This is a genomic window from Nocardioides imazamoxiresistens (assembly GCF_032378595.1).
Lineage (GTDB): Bacteria > Actinomycetota > Actinomycetes > Propionibacteriales > Nocardioidaceae > Nocardioides > Nocardioides imazamoxiresistens.
The window spans coordinates 513,795-532,004 of sequence record NZ_JAVYII010000001.1 but is presented as its reverse complement, the minus strand read 5'-3'; the positions used below and the strand labels follow the sequence as shown (position 1 = coordinate 532,004).

The following is an 18,210-nucleotide window of genomic DNA, read 5'->3' as shown; positions in this document are numbered from 1 at the left end:
CCGAGGAGACCCGACCCATGAACGACGCCGTGACCGCCCGCACGACCGCCTGGCTCGAGGAGTTCGGCGCGCCCGAAGCCTGCGCCGCCCGGCTGCTGTGCGACCGGCACCCGGCCGACGCCGTCGCGTTCCGCCTGCTCGACGCGACCTACGCGGAGCGGCGGCTGACCTACGGGGAGCTGCGCGAGCTCTCCGAGCGCCTCGCCGGCGGCCTCGCCGAGCGGGGCGTCGGCCCGGGCGACCGGGTCGGCGTGCTGATGGGCAAGCGGGTGGAGTACGTCGTCACGCTGCTCGCCCTGTGGCGCCTCGGCGCCGTGCTGGTGCCGCTGTTCACCGCCTTCCAGACCGGCGCGATCGAGGTGCGGATCAGCGGGAGCGGGGCGAAGCTCGTCGTCACCGAGCCCTCCCAGCGCGCGAAGGCCGACCCGATCGAGGGGCTCGACGTGCTCGAGGCGGGCCCCGAGCTCGACGCCCTGATGGCGGCCGAGCCCGTCACCGCGCCGGCGGTCGTCGGGGGCGACGGGCTGCTCGCCATGCTGTTCACCAGCGGCACCACGGGCAAGCCGAAGGGCGTCCCCGTGCCCGTGCGCGCGCTGGCGGCGTTCAGCTCGTACCTGCACTACGGCCTCGACGTCCGGGCCGAGGACGTGTTCTGGAACGCGGCCGACCCGGGGTGGGCCTACGGGCTCTACTACGGCGTGCTCGGGCCGCTGGCGCAGGGGCGGGCGAACATCCTGCTCGACGCGGGCTTCTCGCCCGCGGCGACCCGCGAGGTGCTGGAGCGCTGCGGCGTCACCAGCTTCGCGGGCGCGCCGACGATGTACCGCGCCATGTCGAAGGACCCCTCGTTCACCGGGTTCTCGCTGCGTCGGGCCTCCTCGGCCGGCGAGCCGCTGACGCCCGACGTCGTGGCGTGGGGCCGCGAGGCGCTCGGGGTGGAGGTGCGCGACCACTACGGCCAGACCGAGCACGGCATGTGCATCGTCAACGGCTGGCACGACGACGTGCGCGAGCCGGTGCGCACGGGATCGATGGGCACCGCGCTGCCCGGCTTCGCGGCCGGGATGGTCGACGACCAGATCGCGCTCGACGTCGCGGGCTCGCCGCTGATGTTCTTCTCGGGCTACCACGAGGCGCCCGAGAAGTCGGCCGAGCGGTTCACGCCCGACCGGCGGTGGTACCTCACCGCCGACACCGGGCGGGTCGACGAGGACGGCCACTTCTACTTCGCGGCCCGCGACGACGACGTCATCCTCGCCTCGGGCTACCGGATCGGCCCGTTCGACGTCGAGAGCGTGCTCGTCACGCACCCCGCGGTGGTCGACGTGGCCGTCGTGGGCAAGCCCGACGAGGTGCGCGGCGAGGTCGTCACGGCGTACGTCGTCCTCGCCGAGGGCGCGGAGCGCGACGGTCTGGCCGAGGAGCTGCAGCAGCTGGTGCGCGAGCGCTACTCGGCCCACGCGTACCCCCGCGTGGTGCACCTGGTCGACGCGCTGCCCAAGACGCCGAGCGGCAAGGTGCAGCGCTACCTGCTGCGCCGTCGCGAGGACTGAGCCGCGCCCTGCCGCACCGCCCGCGGCGTGCTGTCCCACCACCGCCGTGCCGCGCGGGAGAGCGCCGACTGCTCGGCGAACCCGACGAGGTGGGCGACCTGGCCGATCGAGAGGTCGGTGGTGGTCAGCAGTCGCCGGGCGGTGCGGCGCCGCACGTCGTCGACCACCTCGCCGAAGGTGGTGCCCTCGGCCTCGAGCCGGCGCTGCAAGGTGCGGGGGTGCAGCGAGAGCAGGGCCGCGACCGCCGGCACCTCGACGGGGCGCGTCCCGAGCGACTCCTGCACGGCGGCCCGCACCTGCGGGGTCACCGTCGAGACGACCGCGGGCGCCTGCTCGGCGAGGAACGCGAGGGCCAGGCGGCGCAGGTTCTCGTTGACCGCCCCCAGGGTGTGGTGCATGAGGTGGCGGGGCACGCGCAGCACCGCGGCCGGCACGTCGCGCGCCACCCGCACCGGCGCCCCGTAGAACGCCTCGTGCACCGCGACCGGCGCGGCCGGGCGGTAGGGCAGCTCCACGCTGCGCAGGCCGTACGGCCCGCCCGCGAGGTAGGAGATCGTGCGGTGCACGAACGCCAGCCCGCTGTCGGAGCCCTGGACGGGGCCGTCGGGCCCGGACGGTCCGTAGAGCAGGGCGGCGACGCCGCGCTCCGGGTACGGGTCCTCGCCCACGGTCAGCGACAGCGACCGGCTGTGCACGAACAGGTAGCGCGTCGTGCACTCCATCGCGTCGCCCAGCGTGGGGGAGTGCTGGATGGCGACGGCGAGCGAGCCCAGCATGGTGATGTCCTGGCGCGAGGCGACCCGCAGCCCGAGGTCGGGGCAGTCCAGCGTCGCGGCGGCGAGGTCCAGCACGGTCGCCGCGGCCCGCTCGGTGATGAGGACGTCGTCGCTGTCGAGCGCCTCGACGGGTACGCCCGCGGCGCGCGCGAGCTGGTCGGCGTCACCGCCCAGCTCCGCGACGGTCGCACGGAGCCCGCGCAGGCAGGCGGAGCGGATGTGGCCCACCCGGGCACCCCCTGTCGCTCGCTGCGACGCCGACCCACGTCGCTCGTCGGTGTCGCGTCGGGGTAAGACTATGTCGCACCGGGTCAAGAACCAGACCGTCCCGGGGAGCAGTATCGGAGCATGAGCTCCGCACCGTCCTCGTCCGCATCCGTCCCCGACGCCCGGCCGACGCCGCTGCCCGTCGACGTCGACGTCGTGGTGGTCGGCGCCGGCCTGTCGGGCGTCGGCGCGGCGTACCGGCTGCAGACCGAGCGGCCCGGGCTCTCCTACGTGGTCCTCGAGGGGCGCGAGCGGATGGGCGGCACATGGGACCTGTTCCGCTATCCCGGGGTGCGCTCCGACTCCGACATGTACACGCTCGGCTACGCCTTCAAGCCGTGGCGCGACGGCCGCTCGCTCGCCGACGGCGCGTCGATCCTCGACTACATCCGCGAGACCGCGGACGAGTTCGGCATCGAGGAGCACGTGCGCTACTCCAGCAAGGTGGTCGGCGCCGACTTCGACACCGCCGCCTCGCGGTGGACCCTGACGGTCGAGGACCCGCGCACCGGCGAGCGCACCACGACGACCTGCCGCTTCCTCTACTCCTGCGCCGGCTACTACGACTACGACCGCCCGCACGCGCCCGAGTTCGCGGGCCAGGAGGACTTCGCCGGCCAGGTCCTGCACCCGCAGTTCTGGCCCGAGGACGTCGACTACGCGGGCAAGCGCGTCGTCGTGATCGGCTCGGGAGCCACGGCCGTGACGCTGGTGCCCTCGATGCTGACCGGCGACGGCGCCGCCGCGCACGTCACGATGCTGCAGCGCACGCCGACGTGGATCAGCGCGGTGCCCGCCCGCGACAAGAAAGCGGAGCGGATCAAGGCGCTGCTGCCCGAGAGCGCCGCCCACCACGTCGTGCGGGCCAAGAACATCGCGTTCAGCACGGCCTTCTACCAGTTCTGCCGCCGCCGCCCGCAGGCCGCGCGCAAGCTGCTGACCGGCCTGGCCACGAAGGTGCTCGGTGACCCGCAGCTGGTCGCCGACCACTTCACGCCGCCCTACGACCCGTGGGACCAGCGGTTGTGCGCCATCCCGTCGGCCGACCTGTTCCGCGCCATCAAGGCCGGCGACGCCGACGTCGTGACCGACCACGTCGACCGGTTCGTGCCCGAGGGGGTACGCCTGCGCTCCGGCGTGGTCCTGGAGGCCGACGTGGTCGTCACAGCGACCGGCCTGCGGCTGCTCGCCTTCGGCGGCATCGAGCCGCACGTGGACGGCGAGCGCGTCGAGCTGTCCGAGCAGTACGTGTGGAACGGCGCGATGGTGACGGGCGTACCCAACTTCGCGGTGTGCATCGGCTACACCAACGCGTCCTGGACGCTGCGCGCCGACCTCACCCACCGCCTCGTGTGCAAGGTGCTGGGCTGGATGGAGCGTCGCGACCTCGCCGCGGTCGCGCCCCGTCCCGACGACGACCTCGCGCCGCAGCCGCTGCTGGACCTCGCGTCGGGCTACGTGCAGCGCTCGATCGGCGCCTTCCCGCGGCAGGGCGACCGCCGCCCCTGGCAGGTGCGGCAGAACTACGTGCTCGACTCGCTGACCACGCTGCGCACCGACCTCGACCGCACCCTGGCGCCGGTGGCCGCGAGCGGCACCGCCGCCGGCGAGCGCGAGCCCGGCGCCCCGGTGGAGGTGGGCGCGTGAGCGCCGAGGTGGCCTGGTCGCCCGACGTGCTGGGCGAGGGCTACGAGCAGCACACCGTCGAGCTGGGCCCGGATCCCGACGGCGAGGGCGACGTCGCCGCGGTCGTGGTGCGCCGCGTCGTGCGCGACGACGAGACGGTGACGGGTGCCGTCGTCTACGTGCACGGCTTCTCGGACTACTTCTTCCAGACCGACCTGGCCGACTTCTTCGCCGAGCGCGGGCTGGCCTTCTACGGCCTCGACCTGCGGAAGTGCGGCCGGGCCCGTCGGCCCGGCCAGACGGCGCACTATGCCTCCACGCTGGAGCAGTACGACGCCGACCTCGACCGCACGCTCGCGATCGTCGAGGCGGACCACCCCGGCCTGCCGGTGGTGCTGCTCGCCCACTCGACGGGCGGTCTCATCACCCCGCTGTGGCTGGACCGTCGGCGTCGCGCGGGCCGGACCGACCCGGTGGCGGGGCTGGTGCTGAACAGCCCATGGTTCGACCTGCAGGGCGGTCCGCGGATGCGCGACGTCGGCACGCTCGCGCTGTGGGCCGTCGCCCGGGTGCAGCCGCTGCGGGCGCTCGAGCTGGGCGGCAGCGTCTACGGCTCCACCCTGCACACCAGCGGCACGGGCGAGTGGGACTTCGACCTCGAGCTCAAGCCCATCGACGCCTTCCCGATCACCGTCGGCTGGCTCAACGCCGTGCGCCGCGGGCACGCGCGGCTGCACCGGGGTCTCGACGTCGGCGTGCCGGCGCTGGTGCTGCGCTCGGACAAGACGCACTGGTCGCGGCGCTACACCGACGCCAGCGACCGCGCCGACACGGTGCTCGACGTGCGCCAGATCCAGCGCTGGGCGGGCTGCCTCGGCGGCGAGACGACCGTGGTGCCCGTGACGGACGCCCGCCACGACGTCTTCCTGTCGCTCGAGGAGCCGCGGCGCCAGGCGTACGCCGTCGTCGACGACTGGCTGCGACGCCACGGACTGGTCGTCGACCGGGACCGCGCGGGGGCCTGAGGAACCGGTCGTCCACAGGCCCCCGGGGCCGTCGTTTCCCCCGTTGGGCGTCGGGTACGTCGCCGTCACCACGCCAACGAGACACCCGGGGGAGCCAGTGACGGTCTTGGAGTACCCGGTCGCCGCGATCACGTCCGCAGGGGACGCCGCCGCGACCGCGGGGGAGCAGGTGGGGCGCAGCGGGGCGCCGGAGGTCGTCGCGCTGGTCGCGGGCGCCGTCGTCCAGGGGCAGACGCCCGGCATGGTCGACGCGGTGGTCGCGCGCTGGCAGGCGACCCGCGACCTGCTGGCGCAGGGGCTGACGTCGTACGGCGCAGCCACCCGGCAGGCCGGCCTCGCGCTCGCGGCGACCGACGCCGCCGAGGCGCAGGAGTACGCCCGCAGGGAGCCGCCCGCCGGCGCGGCGGCCGTGCCGGAGGCGTACTGATGACGATCCTGCACTGGCGACCCGACCTGCTGGCGCACGCGGCCGACCTGCTCGCCCTGCAGCGCCGGGCCCTCGCGGGGCTCGACGCCGACCTCGACGCCGCACGTCCGCCCTGGGACTGGCGGAGCGTGGCCGCGGAGGCGGCCCGCGCGCAGTACGGCGCCCTCGACCGGGACTACCTCGAGCACCTCGCCGAGCTGACCTGCGTGGTGTCGGCGCTCGACGACGCGGCGGCCGTGATCGCCCGCGCCCAGCAGGAGGTCGAGTCGGCGCTCGCCGCGATCCGGGCCCACGGGTGGTCCGTGACCCTGGTCGGCGACACCGCGATCGCGACCCCGCCGCCCGCCTGCGACGCCACCGGGTCCGGCGACGCCCTGACGGGGGCCCTCGTCGTCGAACCGCTCGTCGCCGCCGTCACCGCGTCGGTCCGCACGGCCCGCGCCGCCGACGAGGCGTTGGCGGCCGCGCTGCGCTCGGTCGCGCACGAGCAGGTCACGACGACCGCGGTGACCGCCGACCAGGCCGTCCTGCCGCCCGGGCTGCGGGGGCTGCGCACGGCCCAGCTCGTCGAGCTGGCGCTCGCGGACCCCGAGGCGGTCGTTCCCTACCTGCTCCACCTCGAGGAGCACCAGCGCCGGGCGGTGGGCACCGAGATCGCCGACGAGATCGAACGGCTCGGGGCGTTCGGCGTCGTCGACACGGGCGGTAAGGGTCCCGAGCAGGTGGAGGTCGTGCCCACCGACGAGCTCGAGGACCACGCGCTCGCGCTGGCCGGGCTCGCGGCCGCCGCCGAGCGGCTGGGCACCGACCCGGTCGTCGCCTCGGCGGTGCTGCACGCGCTCGGACCGGAGGGCTTCGTGGCCGAGCAGGTCGTGGCGCGACCGTGGGCCACCGCGCTGAGCGGCGTCGCGGGCGGCGCGGCCGCCCTGGCGGGCCACCAGCGGGCGATGCGGGTGGTCCTGGCGCACGGCACCGCGGGCGTCGACGCCTCGGCGGAGGGCAGGCACGTGCCTGGCCGCGCGAGCGTCGACCGGGAGTGGGTGGACGACCTCGTCGCCGCCCTCGACCAGGAGATCGCCGTGCCCGGTTCGGCGCCGGTGACCGGGCACCAGGTGGTGGCGCCCCTGCTGGGCCCCGAGGTGCCGCAGCCCTCCGCCTACCTGTTGACGTCGGTGGCCGACGCCGTGCTCGACAAGGAGGCCGCGCTGGTCCTCGCGGGGCACGAGCGGGTGTGGGATCCCCTGGCGCTCAGCCGCGACCTCGACCTGGGCGGCCCGGGGCTGGGCGCCGACCCGCTGCTGCCGGTGCTGCGCAGCATCGCGGAGCACCCGGTCGCCGCCCAGGAGCTCGTCAACGCCACGACCACCGGCCTCTTCCTGGAGGACCCGGCGGCGGGCGTCTCGGCCGAGCACCGGGACGTGTTCGGGGCGTCGGTCGACCGGCTCGACTACCTGCTGCGGCTCCGCGCGGTCGAGCCGGGGACCCAGGCGGAGAGCCTGGCCGCGCTCGCGGACGTGCTGACCACCGCCGCGACGCCGGACCGGCCCTTCGCGGAGGCCGCCGTCCCGGCCCTGGTCGACGGCGACACCGACCACCGGGCGCCCTTCGTGCAGGCGGCCGACCGTGCGCTCGGGGCGGTCAGCGAGTGGCCCGGCGGGGGTCGCCGCGACCTGCCCTTCCCGGTCGCCGACGCCGTCGCCGACATCATGAGCCTGTACGTCCACGACGTCAGCGTCGCGATGTCGCCGGTCGACGGCCTCGACGGCCAGAACCGGGCGCCGCTCGGCTGGTACGCCCCGGACTGGGGACGGCTCACCGTCGAGCCGGGGCACGTCGAGAACCTGCTCGTCGGCCTGGGGGAGCACGTCGGGCCGAGCGACCAGGTGCGCACGGCCCTGCTCGGCCACGCCGAGACGGGCATCCTGCGGGAGCTGGACCGCGCCGCCGGCGACCCGGTGCGCTGGGAGGCGGCCGTGCACGACGTCCCGACGGTGTACGGCTCCAGCCTGCACGCCTCGCTCGACGCGCTCGGGCAGGGCGAGCTGCGGGGCGCCCTGCTGCGGGGCGACGAGCTCGACGCGCTGCGCACGGACCAGGCGGACGGCGACCTGTCAGCCGCGTTGCGTACGCCCGGCCGCTTCGCCGTCGAGGCGACCTTCGCCGCGAGCAGCGCGTCGTTGACGGCGGCCAATGCTCCGGCGGGCGGGGCCGCCGCAGGGACGATCATGGCTCTGGGGGAGCGGGCCGCCCTCCACCTGTTCCCGGACCCGTACGCGTTCGACTCCTCCGACCAGGTGCGCCACGAGCACGTCACGACGCTCGCGCGCTCGCAGGTCGCCGCGGAGGCGGTCGTGCACAACGCGGTCTACCAGACGGTGCCGTTGGAGCACCTGGCCGCGGCGGTGCTGCCCGAGGGCGTGGACCCCTTCGTGGTGGACGGGGCCCGCGTGCCGATGGAGGAGCTGACGGCGACGCAGGTGGCGTACTGGCTGCAGGTCTCCTCCGGCGTCGCGGCCGGCACCGGGCCGGAAGCGCTCGCCGTCGCGGAGCAGCCGCTGGCCGGGTGGGCGACGGCGGCGTCGCGCATCGACGCCGCCTCGCAGCGCTGAGCCGTGAGGTGGGTCAGCCTCGTCAGGGACGCGCCTCGTGCCCCTCGCGGCCGTGGGTGCGGCGGTCCTCCTTCATCTCGGCCTCGAAGAGGTGGCGCTTGCCCTCGACGAGCCCGTCGCGGGCCTCGCGCTCGAGGCGCTTGAAGTCGGCGTAGTAGCCGTCGTCGTAGGCCTCGACGACCTGGAAGGACCACCGGCCCGGCAGGATGTTGCGGCCCACCAGCTCGGTGGAGACGCGGTCGGCCAGGTCGCCGTGGCCCGCCTCGCGCAGCAGGTCGACGGCCTCGCCCAGGGCCAGGTCGGCCGTGCCGCAGCGCCGGTGGAAGGCGTACAGGTGGCCGCGGGCCTCCTCCACGGTCTCGAGGGCCTCGGACAGCTTGCCGAGGGCCTCGACGGTCGCGTCGTCGACGCCGGGCGGACGGGTGTGCTCGGGGGCGGGCTGGTCGCTCATCCCTCGATCGTGCCGCGCCGCTCCAACGACGCGGGCCGGGTCGACCACCACGCCCACAGCACCAGCAGCGGCTGGAAGAACAGCCGCGTCAGCCGGGCCCGGTCGGTGTCGAGGCCGAACGCGTCGCGTCCCTCGACGTACTGCGCGACGTTGCCCGGGAAGACGGCGACGAGGAACAGCGCCACCACGATGCCCACCACGGAGCGTGCGCGTCCGGCCGGGGCGAGCAGGAGCGCCAGGCCGAGGACCACCTCGACGACACCGGAGGCGAGCACCACGAGGTCGGCGTCCAACGGCATCCACGGCGGCACCTGGGCCCGGAACTCGGTGCGCAGCACGCTGAGGTGCGCGATGCCCGCGGCCAGCAGGAAGAGGCCGAGGAGGACGCGGGCGATCGTACGCAGCACGGTCATGCGTCCCAGGGTGCCAGCGGCCAGGGTGCGAGCGGCCGGGGCGCCAGGGGTCGGGGCGCCAGGGGTCGGGGTGCCCCCGGCAGGATTCGAACCTGCGACCAAGAGATTAGAAGGCTCTCGCTCTGTCCAGCTGAGCTACGGGGGCGGCGCGCCGGGGCACAACGCCGGTGCCACGACCCGGCGCTCAGTGTAGTGGCGCCGGGTCCCGCGGTCGGCGGGTGGCGTGGGACGTCGGCCCGGCAGGCTCGAGTTGCGCCGTTCCGTCCGCGCGGGAGCGCCACGGGTGACAGGATCGGCGGCTGCCACGCCGGGACCGCCGCGCGACCGGCGACCGGCAGGAGACGAGATGAGCGACCAGCGACCGTGGGACGTGGCGTACCCACCCCGACCCGACCAGCAGCGGCTCCCGGGGCAGCGGCCACCGGGCGACCACCGGGAGGTCGCCGGCCCCGTGCCCGCCCTCGCGCTGGCGATGGCGTGCGTGCCGCTCGGGCTGACCAACGTCGTCGGGATCGCGGTCGGCGTCGTCGCCATGGCGACGCGCCCGCGGGGAGCCGCCGGTCGCGGGATGGGTCTGGCGGCCGTCGTCGTCGGCTCGTTGTGGCTCGTCGTCGGCGTGGGGGTCGGTGTCGGCCTGCTGGTCGCGTCGGGCTCCGGGGACGCCGACCGGGTCGTCGCGCTGCAGGAGCGGATCGACGAGCTCGAGAGCGAGGCCGAGCGCGCCGGCGGTCTCGACGACGACCTCGACGACTGGGACTACTACACCCTGGACGACCTCGACGACGCCGACGAGCGGGCCGGCGTGACGCTGCTGGCCGAGGAGGTCCCGATCGTGGACCTCGAGCTGGGCGACTGCGTGCTCGATCCCGAGCTGAACTACCTGATCTGGTGGGGCGACCCCTTCCACGAGGTGGCCGCGGTGGTCGACTGCGCGGACCCGCACGACGCGGAGTACCTCGGCTCGGTCGACCTGCCGTCGGCCGAGTTCCCCGCGGGCGAGCCCGCGGACGAGGAGCTGCTCTGGGAGGAGGCGTCGACCCTGTGCGACGACCTCTTCTACCTGGTCGCGGGGGAGCGCAGCTACCTCGCGAACACGTCGACGTACGCCGCCTTCGTGCCGCCGCCGGACGTCGCGTGGGAGGCGGGGGACCGGGAGGTCGCCTGCTTCGCCTCCTCCGAGGAGCTGACGACCGGATCCGTGCGGGGCGTGGAGCAGGGCTGAGACGCGGACGGCCGCCCGGCTGGTGCCGGGCGGCCGTCCTCTGCACTCGGTGGCGCTCAGGTGCGCCGAGACGCACTCAGGCGCAGGTCACTCCCAGGTGACCTGGTTGCCGCTGAACGCGCTGTAGTCGCCGTCGCTGAAGAACGCCGCCGTGACCTCGCTGTCGAGGATCACCGTCGAGCAGTTCTCGAACGCCGAGCCGTCCCAGTCGCTGGGCGCCGAGCCGCTCTCGCACTCGCCGAAGCCGCCCTGGAAGCTGATCGCGCCCTGGGCGGGGTTGCCCTGCGCGTCCATGCCGTCGAGCGAGAGGTTCATGCCGGCCAGGCCCTCGGCGTTCTCCACGGCCTCGAACTCGAATCGGATGTAGTACGCCTGGTCGGCGTCGTCGAGGTCGTCGATGCCCTGCTCGACCAGCGCGTTGCGGTCGCCCTGCTCGATGCCGGTCACGGTCACCGCGATGACGCCGTCGTTGCCCGCGTAGCCGTAGGGCACCGTCGCGGTGTCGCCGATGGCCAGCGTGGTGCCGGGCTCGGTGAGGTCGCCGGCGGGCGCGGCGGCGGCGCCGCCCTCCTCCGCGTCGTCGGACTCGGTCTCGTCCTCGGTGGGCTCGTCGGAGGCGTCGTCGCTGGCCTCCTCGGTGGCCGACGACGAGGTGTCGTCCGAGCTGTCGTCGGCGTCGTCGTCGCTTCCGCAGGCCGACAGCGCCGCGGTGAGCGCGACGGCGACGGCGATGGCGGCGGACTTCTGGCGCAGGCGCATGAGATGTCTCTTCCTGTTCGGGGCGGCGTCTCTCGGGGTGGACGCCGCGGGCTCTTTACCTCGACGTCGAGATTCTCAAACCACCTCGGTGCGCATCTCGCCATTTCCGGTCCGGCGGCCCCGAGCACCTACCATCGGCGGGTGAACGACGCCGCCCCCTTCGGCACCTCGACCGGCACCCCGACCGGACCCTCGGCGGGCATCGATCCCGCCGACATGGCCACCGCGCTGCGGGTCCTGCGCGAGGTCTCCGCGCTGCCGCCCGACCACCCGGACGTCACCACGGTGAAGCGCGCCGCGTCCTACATGTACAAGCTGATCAAGAAGACCCGGCGGGCCGAGATCCGCCTGGAGCGCCAGCAGCACGACCAGCGGATCATCGAGTCCACGGCGACCGGCTCGGCCATGCGCATCGACGACGAGACCGCCGGCATCCCGCTGGTCTCGACCGCGGCGGGCGCGTTCGCGGGCGAGCTCATCACGGCCCGCGGCTGCTACATCTGCAAGCAGGACTTCACGCTGGTCGACGCCTTCTACCACTGGCTGTGCCCCTCGTGCGCGGCGATGTCGCACGCCAAGCGCGACCAGCGCACCGACCTGACCGGCAAGCGCGCCCTGCTCACCGGCGGCCGCGCCAAGATCGGGATGTACATCGCGCTGCGCCTGCTGCGCGACGGCGCCCACCTCACCATCACGACCCGTTTCCCCCGCGACGCCGTGCGCCGCTTCTCCGAGCTCGAGGACTCGGGGGAGTGGCTGCACCGCCTCAAGGTCGTCGGGATCGACCTGCGCGACCCCACCCAGGTGATCGCGCTCGCCGACGACGTCGCCGCCGCGGGCCCGCTCGACATCCTGGTCAACAACGCCTGCCAGACCGTGCGCCGCTCGCCGGGGGCGTACTCCCAGCTCGTCGAGATGGAGTCCGCCCCGCTGCCCGAGGGCCGCGAGCTGCCCGAGATGGTCACCTTCGACCGCGTCTCGGAGGCCCACCCCGCCGCCATCGCGGGCGCCCTCGACGACGTCGCGGTCGCCCACCACGACGGCGAGTCGGCCGAGCATGCCGTGGCCGCGCACAACGCGGCGTCGCTGACGGCGCTCGCGCTCAAGGCGGGCAACGCCAGCCTGGAGGCCCACCTGGCCGGCACCGCGGTCGACGCCGGCGGCCTGCTGCCCGACGTGCAGCTCAACAACTCCTGGACCCAGGTGGTCGACGAGGTCGACCCCCTCGAGCTCCTCGAGGTGCAGTTCTGCAACTCCATCGCGCCGTTCCTGCTGATCAGCCGGCTGCGGCCGTCGATGCGCGAGGCGGTACGCCGGGGTGCGCGGCGGGCGTACGTCGTCAACGTCTCCGCGATGGAGGGCCAGTTCTCGCGGCGCTACAAGGGCCCGGGCCACCCGCACACCAACATGGCGAAGGCGGCGCTCAACATGCTCACGCGCACCAGCGCGGGCGAGATGTTCGAGACCGACCAGATCCTGATGACGGCCGTGGACACGGGCTGGATCACCGACGAGCGGCCGCACCACGAGAAGCTGCGGATCGCGGCGGAGGGCTGGCACGCCCCGCTCGACCTGGTCGACGGCGCGGCCCGCGTCTACGACCCGATCGTGCGCGGCGAGGCCGGCGAGGACGTGCTCGGCTGCTTCCTCAAGGACTACGAGCCCAGCCCCTGGTGACCTGCCTGGTGACCTGCCTGGTGACCTCGGGGCCACCTCGTCGTTGACGGGGGCATGGACGCCATCGCCCTCCACGTCCTGCTCGTCGAGCAGGTCACCCGCGCCGTCTGCGACCTCGTTCGCCCCACCCCGACGGCCCGGGCCCGCTTCATCGACCTGTGCGTCGAGGGCGCGCTCGCCTGCGACGTCCTCACCGACGACGCCCGGGTCAGCGACGACCCGACCGCCGGGCGGCGCGCCCGGTGGGCCACCTCCACGTTCGTCGAGCTGGCCGAGCCCGGGGTCGACGCCGCCACCCGCCACCAGGTGGCGCTCGCCTGCGAGGTCGCCGTGGCCCGCTTCACCAGCCTCGCCCGCCGCACGTCCTGAGGCACGCCGCCGGCGAGTGACGCGCCGCGGGGCGGGGTAGGAGCGGCCCCGTGCGCCCGAAGCCCGGTCAGGTCCCGCCCGTCGTCCCGTACGCCCGCCCCACCGGCGGGCCGGTCCGCGTCCTGCACCTGGAGACGCGGCGCGGGATGCTGGCGGCGGCCACGACGATCGTGACGATCGACGGGTCGTCCTACCCGCAGCCGTGGGGGCGCACGGCCTTCGAGCTGCCCGCCGACCGCCCGGTCGCGGTGCAGGTCAGCCAGGCGTGGCGCAACGGGACCGTCGGGCTGGCGTCGCTGGTGGTCGGCCCGGGTCCGGACCTGGCGCTGGAGTACCGCGGCCCCAGCCACTTCGCGATGGCCGGCGAGCTCGGCGCGCCGGGAGCGGTGCGGCACCGCGGCACGGCCCTGCAGGCCTCGCTGCTCGGGTGCGTCGGGCTGCTCCTGCTCGGCCTCCTGGCGCTCGTCGTGGCGCTGGTCCTCACCGGCCTCTGACGACGCCCGGCGCGGCCGCCGGGCGGGCCGTCAGCCGATCAGCCGGCCCATCCACGCCTCGACGTCGTCGGCGGTGCGCGGCAGGGCGGCGGACAGGTTGCGGGAGCCGTCGGCCGTGACGAGCAGGTCGTCCTCGATCCGGATGCCGATCCCGCGCAGCTCCTCGGGCACGAGGAGGTCGTCGGCCTGGAAGTACAGGCCCGGCTCGACCGTGAGGCACATGCCCTCGGCGAGGTCGCCCTTCGCGTACGCCTCGGGCGCCGACGCGGCGCAGTCGTGGACGTCCATGCCGAGCATGTGGCTGGTGCCGTGCAGCGTCCACCGCGCGTACACCCTGCTGTCCGGGTCGAGCGCCTCCTCGGCGCTGCAGGGCAGCAGGCCCAGCGTCTCGAGACCGTGGGCCAGCACGCTCATCGACGCCTGGTGCACCGAGGCGAACGGCACGCCGGGGCGCACGGTGTCGATGCCGGCCTGCTGGGCGGCGAGCACCAGGTCGTACAGGTCGCGCTGCAGCGGCGTGAACCGACCGTCGACCGGGAGCGTGCGGGTCACGTCGGCGGTGTAGAGGTTGCGCCCCTCCACCCCCATGTCGAGCAGGACCAGCTGCCCGGGCCGCACCGGGCCGGTGTTGTCGATCCAGTGCAGCGTCGTCGCGTGCGACCCGGCGCCGACGATGGAGTCGTAGCCGAGGTCGTTGCCCATCGCGCGGGCACGGCGGAAGAAGGTGCCCTCGATCCAGCGCTCGCCGTGCTCGAGCACTCGCGGCCACTCCCGCACCGAGTCCTCGAAGCCGAGCGCGGTGATGTCGCACGCCTCCTGCAGCTGCTCCACCTCCCAGGCGTCCTTGACCAGGCGCAGCTCGGAGGCGACCCGGGCCAGCTCGGCGTCGCCGCCCTCGTCGGCGTCGACCGCGCGGTCGACCGCGGCGTCGAGGCCGCGCAGCACGCGGGTCTTGGCGGGGGCGCCGGCGCGGGCCAGCTCGGCGTCGAGCTCGCCGCGGTGGCGCACCGGCAGGCCCAGCGACTGCTCGAGCTCGCGCAGCGAGGGCCGCTCGCCGGCCCACAGCGCGCCGTACTGCCGGTCGCGGAAGAACTCGTCGCTGTCGCGCCCGGAGCGCGGCCGCGCGTAGAGCACCGGCTCGCCGTCGGTCACGACCAGCACGGCGTCGGTGGTGTGGTTGCCGGAGAAGTAGGTGTGCGCGGTGTCGGGACGGAACCGGTAGTCGGTGTCGTTCGACCGCTGCTTGAAGGAACCGGCGGGCAGCACCAGCCGCTCGCCCGGGAAGGCGTCGGCGAGGCGCTCGCGGCGGGCGGCGGCCCACTCGACGACCGGGTGCCGGGGCACGTCGCGCTCGACGTCGGCCCAGCCGGTGCGCATGAACGCCGCGTACGCCGCGGGCACCGCCGGGTCGTGGGACTCGACGTGGAGCTCCTCGCTGCCGGCGTCGTCGGTGCTGCTCGTGGACGGGGTCTGCTCCGCGCTCATGCGGGCCAGCGTACGTCCGCCGGGGCGCCCGGGGCCGGTACGCCGGTGCGCGAGCGCCCCGGGCGGGGCTCGCGCTCCGATACCCTGGCGGGCATGCCGCTCCGCCACCGCGACAACGTCGCCTTCACGGTGGTGGTCTGGTCGCTGGTCGGCCTCGGCGCGCTCGGCGTGCTGCTGGTGATGGCCCTCGCGGGGGCGCCCCGCACGCTCCTCGTCGCGGCCGCGCTCGCCGCGCTGCCGGTGGGGCCCGTGGTGGCCACGTACCTCTGGCTCGACCGCTACGAGCCGGAGCCGCGCGGGCTGCTGGTCGCCGGTCTGCTCTGGGGCGCCGTGGTCGCGACCAGCGCCTCGGTCGTGCTCGGCGGCCTGGGCGGGCTGGTGGCCCCGATGGACCGGACGACCTCCGCGGTCCTCGTCGCCCCGGTCACCGAGGAGGCGACCAAGGGCCTGTTCCTCGTGCTGCTGCTGTGGTGGCGCCGCCACGAGCTCGACGGCGTGCTCGACGGCATCGTGTACGCGGGGATGGTCGGCGTGGGCTTCGCGTTCACCGAGAACATCCTCTACCTGGCCTCGTCCTACGACGGCTCGGACGGCTTCGGGCCCGGAGGGGTCGAGGCGCTGACCGTGACGTTCGTGCTGCGCTGCGTGCTCAGCCCCTTCGCCCACCCGTTCTTCACCGCGTTCACCGGCATCGGGGTGGGCGTCGCGGTCGGCTCGCGCTCCACCGCCGTGCGCGTCGCCGCGCCGCTGGTCGGGCTGGCGCTCGCGATGGGCTGGCACGCCCTGTGGAACGCGTCGAGCACGTTGCCCGTCGGCTTCTTCGGCACCTACGCCCTGCTGATGTTCCCCGCGTTCCTGCTGCTCGTGGCGGCCGCCGTGTGGTGTCGCTCGGCGGAGCGCCGGGTGCTCGCCGACGCGCTCCAGGACGCGGCCCGTCGCGGCCTGCTGCCCGCCTCCGACATCCCGATGATCGCCGACCTGCGGCTGCGCCGGAGGATGCGCCGCGACGCGCGCAGGGGAGGCGGTGTGCGCGCCGAGCGCGCCGTGCGGGAGTATCAGGAGGCTGCGGTGGAGCTCGGCTTCCTCCACCACCGGGTGCTGCGTGGCACGGCACCCGACGATTTCGTTCCACGGGGGCAGGTCCACCTGCGACGCATGAACCAGGCGCGGTCCCAGCTCCCCCTCCCGTTCCCGTCCGCCCCGTCCGCACAGGTGGTGACCTCCCGATGACTCCCGACAGCCCCGGGTCCTCCGGCTCCCGGAGCCACGGCGCCGGCGACGGCGCGACCGGTGACAACGCCCAGATGCTGACCGCGCTGGTGCAGCTGCACAGCGCGCTGCAGGGCGCCCGGCTGCCGCTGCAGCTGCCCGAGGTCGCCGAGCGGCGCGAGGCCCAGGTCGAGATGGTCGACCAGCTCGCCGACTACGCCATCCCGCGGCTGATGTCGGTCGAGGCCCCGCTGCTCACCGTCGTCGCCGGGTCCACCGGCGCGGGCAAGTCGACGTTGGTCAATTCGCTCGTGGGCCACCAGGTCTCCCAGGCCGGCGTGCTGCGTCCGACGACCCGCTCGGCCGTCCTCGTGCACCACCCCGAGGACGAGGGCTGGTTCGGCCCCGACCGGCTGCTGCCCGACCTGAGCCGCGTCGCCGAGCCGACGACGGACCCGGGCTGCCTGCAGCTCGTCGCCACCGACGCCGTGCCCAAGGGCCTGGCCATCCTCGACGCGCCCGACGTCGACTCGGTGGATAAGCACAACCGCGAGCTCGCCGCGCAGCTGATGGCGGCCGCCGACCTGTGGCTGTTCGTGACCTCCGCCGCGCGCTACGCCGACCAGGTGCCGTGGGAGTTCCTCAAGGAGGCGGGGGAGCGCTCCACCGCCGTGGCGATCGTGCTCGACCGCACGCCCGCCGACGCCGTCGAGACCGTCGCGACGCACCTGGCCCGGATGCTGGCCAGCCGCGGCCTGCGCGACTCGCCGCTGTTCATCGTCCACGAGGGCGACCCGGGCGCCGACGGCGTGCTGCCGCCCGAGGAGGTCGGCGACGTCGTCACCTGGCTGGCGAGCCTGGCCGCGGACCAGAAGGCGCGCGAGTCCGTCGTGCGGCAGACCCTCTCGGGCACGATCCGCACGCTGGCGCACGCGAGCCACCGCATCGCCGACGCCGCCGAGGCGCAGATCGACGAGGTGGCCCGGCTGCGCCGCTGCGTCGACAGCGTCTACGACCAGGTGGTCTTCGAGTCCGAGCAGGGCCTCACCGACGGCTCGCTGATGACGGGCGAGCTGCTCGCGCGCTGGCACGAGTTCGCCGGCAACGGCGAGCTGCTGCGCTCCCTGGAGACGCGTGTGGGCATGATCCGCGACCGGATCGTCAACGCCGTCAAGGGCAAGCCGCAGCAGGCCGAGCAGGTGGCGGTCGCCGTGGCCGCCACGGCGGGCGCCGAGGTCGTGGCGCGCGCCGAGCGGGCCACCGCCGACGTCGTGGCGCAGTGGCGTACCAGCGAGGCCGGCGCCGCCGTCGTCCGCGACGGCGAGCGTCTGGAGCGTCCGGCCCGCGAGCTGGCCCGCGCCGCCGAGCGCACGGTGCGCGAGTGGCAGCGCGAGGTCACCGACCTGGTGCGCGAGGAATCGTCGGACAAGCGCACCTCGGCGCGGTTCATGGCCTTCGGGGTCGACGGTCTCGGCGCGACGCTGGCCGTCGCCGTGCTCGGCGGTCAGGAGGGTCGTGCGGCGCGCCAGCTGCTCGACGCCGTCCTCGGGCCGCAGACGACCGCGGGCCTGGTCGAGCGCGCGGCCGCGTCGCTGAAGGCGCGCGTGCGGGTGGTGCTGGAGTCGGAGCGGGAGCGGTACGCCGGGGTGCTCGACCGCCTCGAGGTCGCCCCCGACTCCGCCGACCGGGTGCGCGCTGCGTCGCGCCGCGTCGACGACATCCGGTTCGCCGACCGGTCCGCGCTGCGCGCGACCCGACGCTGACCTGGGTGGTCGTCCGCGAGGGCGGTCCCGGTGCCCTAGGGTGGATGCACGACGACCACCCGGCCTGAGACCCCAGGCCGACCCG

Annotated in this window: 16 protein-coding genes and 1 tRNA gene; 11 read left to right on the top strand and 6 right to left on the bottom strand. The window is 74.8% G+C overall.

Annotated elements, in window-relative coordinates; genetic code table 11:
- The first annotated feature begins 17 nt into the window (after positions 1-17).
- Positions 18-1,553: an AMP-binding protein gene (locus RDV89_RS02500; protein ID WP_315731002.1), complete on the top strand. Its 1,536-nt coding sequence runs from the start codon at positions 18-20 to the stop codon at positions 1,551-1,553.
- On the opposite strand, the gene RDV89_RS02495 is transcribed toward RDV89_RS02500, so the two are convergent.
- Entirely contained in the window at positions 1,526-2,557 is a 1,032-nt protein-coding gene (locus tag RDV89_RS02495) for an AraC family transcriptional regulator (protein WP_315731000.1), read from the bottom strand. The genes RDV89_RS02500 and RDV89_RS02495 overlap by 28 nt on opposite strands.
- A gap of 120 nt (positions 2,558-2,677) precedes the next feature.
- Here RDV89_RS02495 and RDV89_RS02490 point away from each other — a divergent pair, with 120 nt between their 5' ends.
- The 4 genes from RDV89_RS02490 to RDV89_RS02475 all read left to right on the top strand — a co-directional run bounded on the left by RDV89_RS02490 (position 2,678) and on the right by RDV89_RS02475 (position 8,283).
- Positions 2,678-4,243, top strand: coding sequence for a flavin-containing monooxygenase (locus RDV89_RS02490; protein ID WP_315730998.1), 1,566 nt, complete (start codon positions 2,678-2,680; stop codon positions 4,241-4,243).
- Positions 4,240-5,247, top strand: coding sequence for an alpha/beta hydrolase (locus RDV89_RS02485; RefSeq protein ID WP_315730996.1), 1,008 nt, complete (start codon positions 4,240-4,242; stop codon positions 5,245-5,247). Before RDV89_RS02490 ends, RDV89_RS02485 begins: the two co-directional genes overlap by 4 nt.
- A 97-nt stretch (positions 5,248-5,344) precedes the next feature.
- A complete protein-coding gene (locus RDV89_RS02480; RefSeq protein ID WP_315730994.1) occupies positions 5,345-5,674 on the top strand; it encodes a hypothetical protein in 330 nt (109 codons plus the stop codon).
- Positions 5,674-8,283, top strand: coding sequence for an amino acid adenylation domain-containing protein (locus tag RDV89_RS02475; RefSeq protein ID WP_315730993.1), 2,610 nt, complete (start codon positions 5,674-5,676; stop codon positions 8,281-8,283). The genes RDV89_RS02480 and RDV89_RS02475 overlap by 1 nt, the downstream gene beginning before the upstream one ends.
- Before the next feature lie 22 nt (positions 8,284-8,305).
- On the opposite strand, the gene RDV89_RS02470 is transcribed toward RDV89_RS02475, so the two are convergent.
- From RDV89_RS02470 to RDV89_RS02460, 3 genes are all read right to left on the bottom strand, one after another.
- Complete coding sequence (locus RDV89_RS02470) at positions 8,306-8,734, bottom strand: hypothetical protein (RefSeq protein WP_315730991.1); 429 nt, start codon at positions 8,732-8,734, stop codon at positions 8,306-8,308.
- On the bottom strand, positions 8,731-9,147 hold the full coding sequence (locus tag RDV89_RS02465; RefSeq protein ID WP_315730990.1) for a DoxX family protein: 417 nt from the start codon (positions 9,145-9,147) through the stop codon (positions 8,731-8,733). The genes RDV89_RS02470 and RDV89_RS02465 overlap by 4 nt, the downstream gene beginning before the upstream one ends.
- Positions 9,148-9,218: 71 nt before the next feature.
- Positions 9,219-9,292: transfer RNA gene (locus RDV89_RS02460), tRNA-Arg, on the bottom strand.
- A gap of 201 nt (positions 9,293-9,493) precedes the next feature.
- Here RDV89_RS02460 and RDV89_RS02455 point away from each other — a divergent pair.
- Positions 9,494-10,369 (top strand): septum formation family protein, encoded by an 876-nt coding sequence (locus RDV89_RS02455; RefSeq protein WP_315730988.1) that lies wholly within the window; start codon positions 9,494-9,496, stop codon positions 10,367-10,369.
- A gap of 87 nt (positions 10,370-10,456) precedes the next feature.
- On the opposite strand, the gene RDV89_RS02450 is transcribed toward RDV89_RS02455, so the two are convergent.
- Positions 10,457-11,128 (bottom strand): hypothetical protein, encoded by a 672-nt coding sequence (locus tag RDV89_RS02450; protein ID WP_315730986.1) that lies wholly within the window; start codon positions 11,126-11,128, stop codon positions 10,457-10,459.
- Between the two features lie 141 nt (positions 11,129-11,269).
- On the opposite strand from RDV89_RS02450, the gene RDV89_RS02445 reads away from it, so the two are divergent.
- Genes RDV89_RS02445 through RDV89_RS02435 form a run of 3 tightly spaced genes read left to right on the top strand, consistent with a single transcriptional unit; the run spans position 11,270 to position 13,668 of the window.
- Positions 11,270-12,805, top strand: coding sequence for an SDR family NAD(P)-dependent oxidoreductase (locus tag RDV89_RS02445; RefSeq protein ID WP_315730984.1), 1,536 nt, complete (start codon positions 11,270-11,272; stop codon positions 12,803-12,805).
- A gap of 54 nt (positions 12,806-12,859) precedes the next feature.
- Positions 12,860-13,174 carry a hypothetical protein gene (locus tag RDV89_RS02440; RefSeq protein ID WP_315730982.1) on the top strand — a complete coding sequence of 105 codons (315 nt, stop codon included), beginning with the start codon at positions 12,860-12,862 and terminating at the stop codon, positions 13,172-13,174.
- A 50-nt stretch (positions 13,175-13,224) separates the two neighbouring features.
- Positions 13,225-13,668 (top strand): hypothetical protein, encoded by a 444-nt coding sequence (locus RDV89_RS02435; RefSeq protein WP_315730980.1) that lies wholly within the window; start codon positions 13,225-13,227, stop codon positions 13,666-13,668.
- A gap of 30 nt (positions 13,669-13,698) precedes the next feature.
- Here the strand turns inward: RDV89_RS02435 and RDV89_RS02430 are convergent, their stop codons facing one another.
- The gene (locus tag RDV89_RS02430; protein ID WP_315730978.1) at positions 13,699-15,153 is read right to left on the bottom strand and encodes an aminopeptidase P family protein; all 1,455 of its coding nucleotides are present in this window, start codon (positions 15,151-15,153) and stop codon (positions 13,699-13,701) included.
- A gap of 93 nt (positions 15,154-15,246) precedes the next feature.
- On the opposite strand from RDV89_RS02430, the gene RDV89_RS02425 reads away from it, so the two are divergent.
- Both RDV89_RS02425 and RDV89_RS02420 read left to right on the top strand, forming a co-directional pair.
- Positions 15,247-16,383 carry a PrsW family intramembrane metalloprotease gene (locus RDV89_RS02425; RefSeq protein WP_315730977.1) on the top strand — a complete coding sequence of 379 codons (1,137 nt, stop codon included), beginning with the start codon at positions 15,247-15,249 and terminating at the stop codon, positions 16,381-16,383.
- Complete coding sequence (locus RDV89_RS02420) at positions 16,380-18,125, top strand: GTPase (RefSeq protein WP_315730976.1); 1,746 nt, start codon at positions 16,380-16,382, stop codon at positions 18,123-18,125. Before RDV89_RS02425 ends, RDV89_RS02420 begins: the two co-directional genes overlap by 4 nt.
- Positions 18,126-18,210 lie beyond the last annotated feature (85 nt).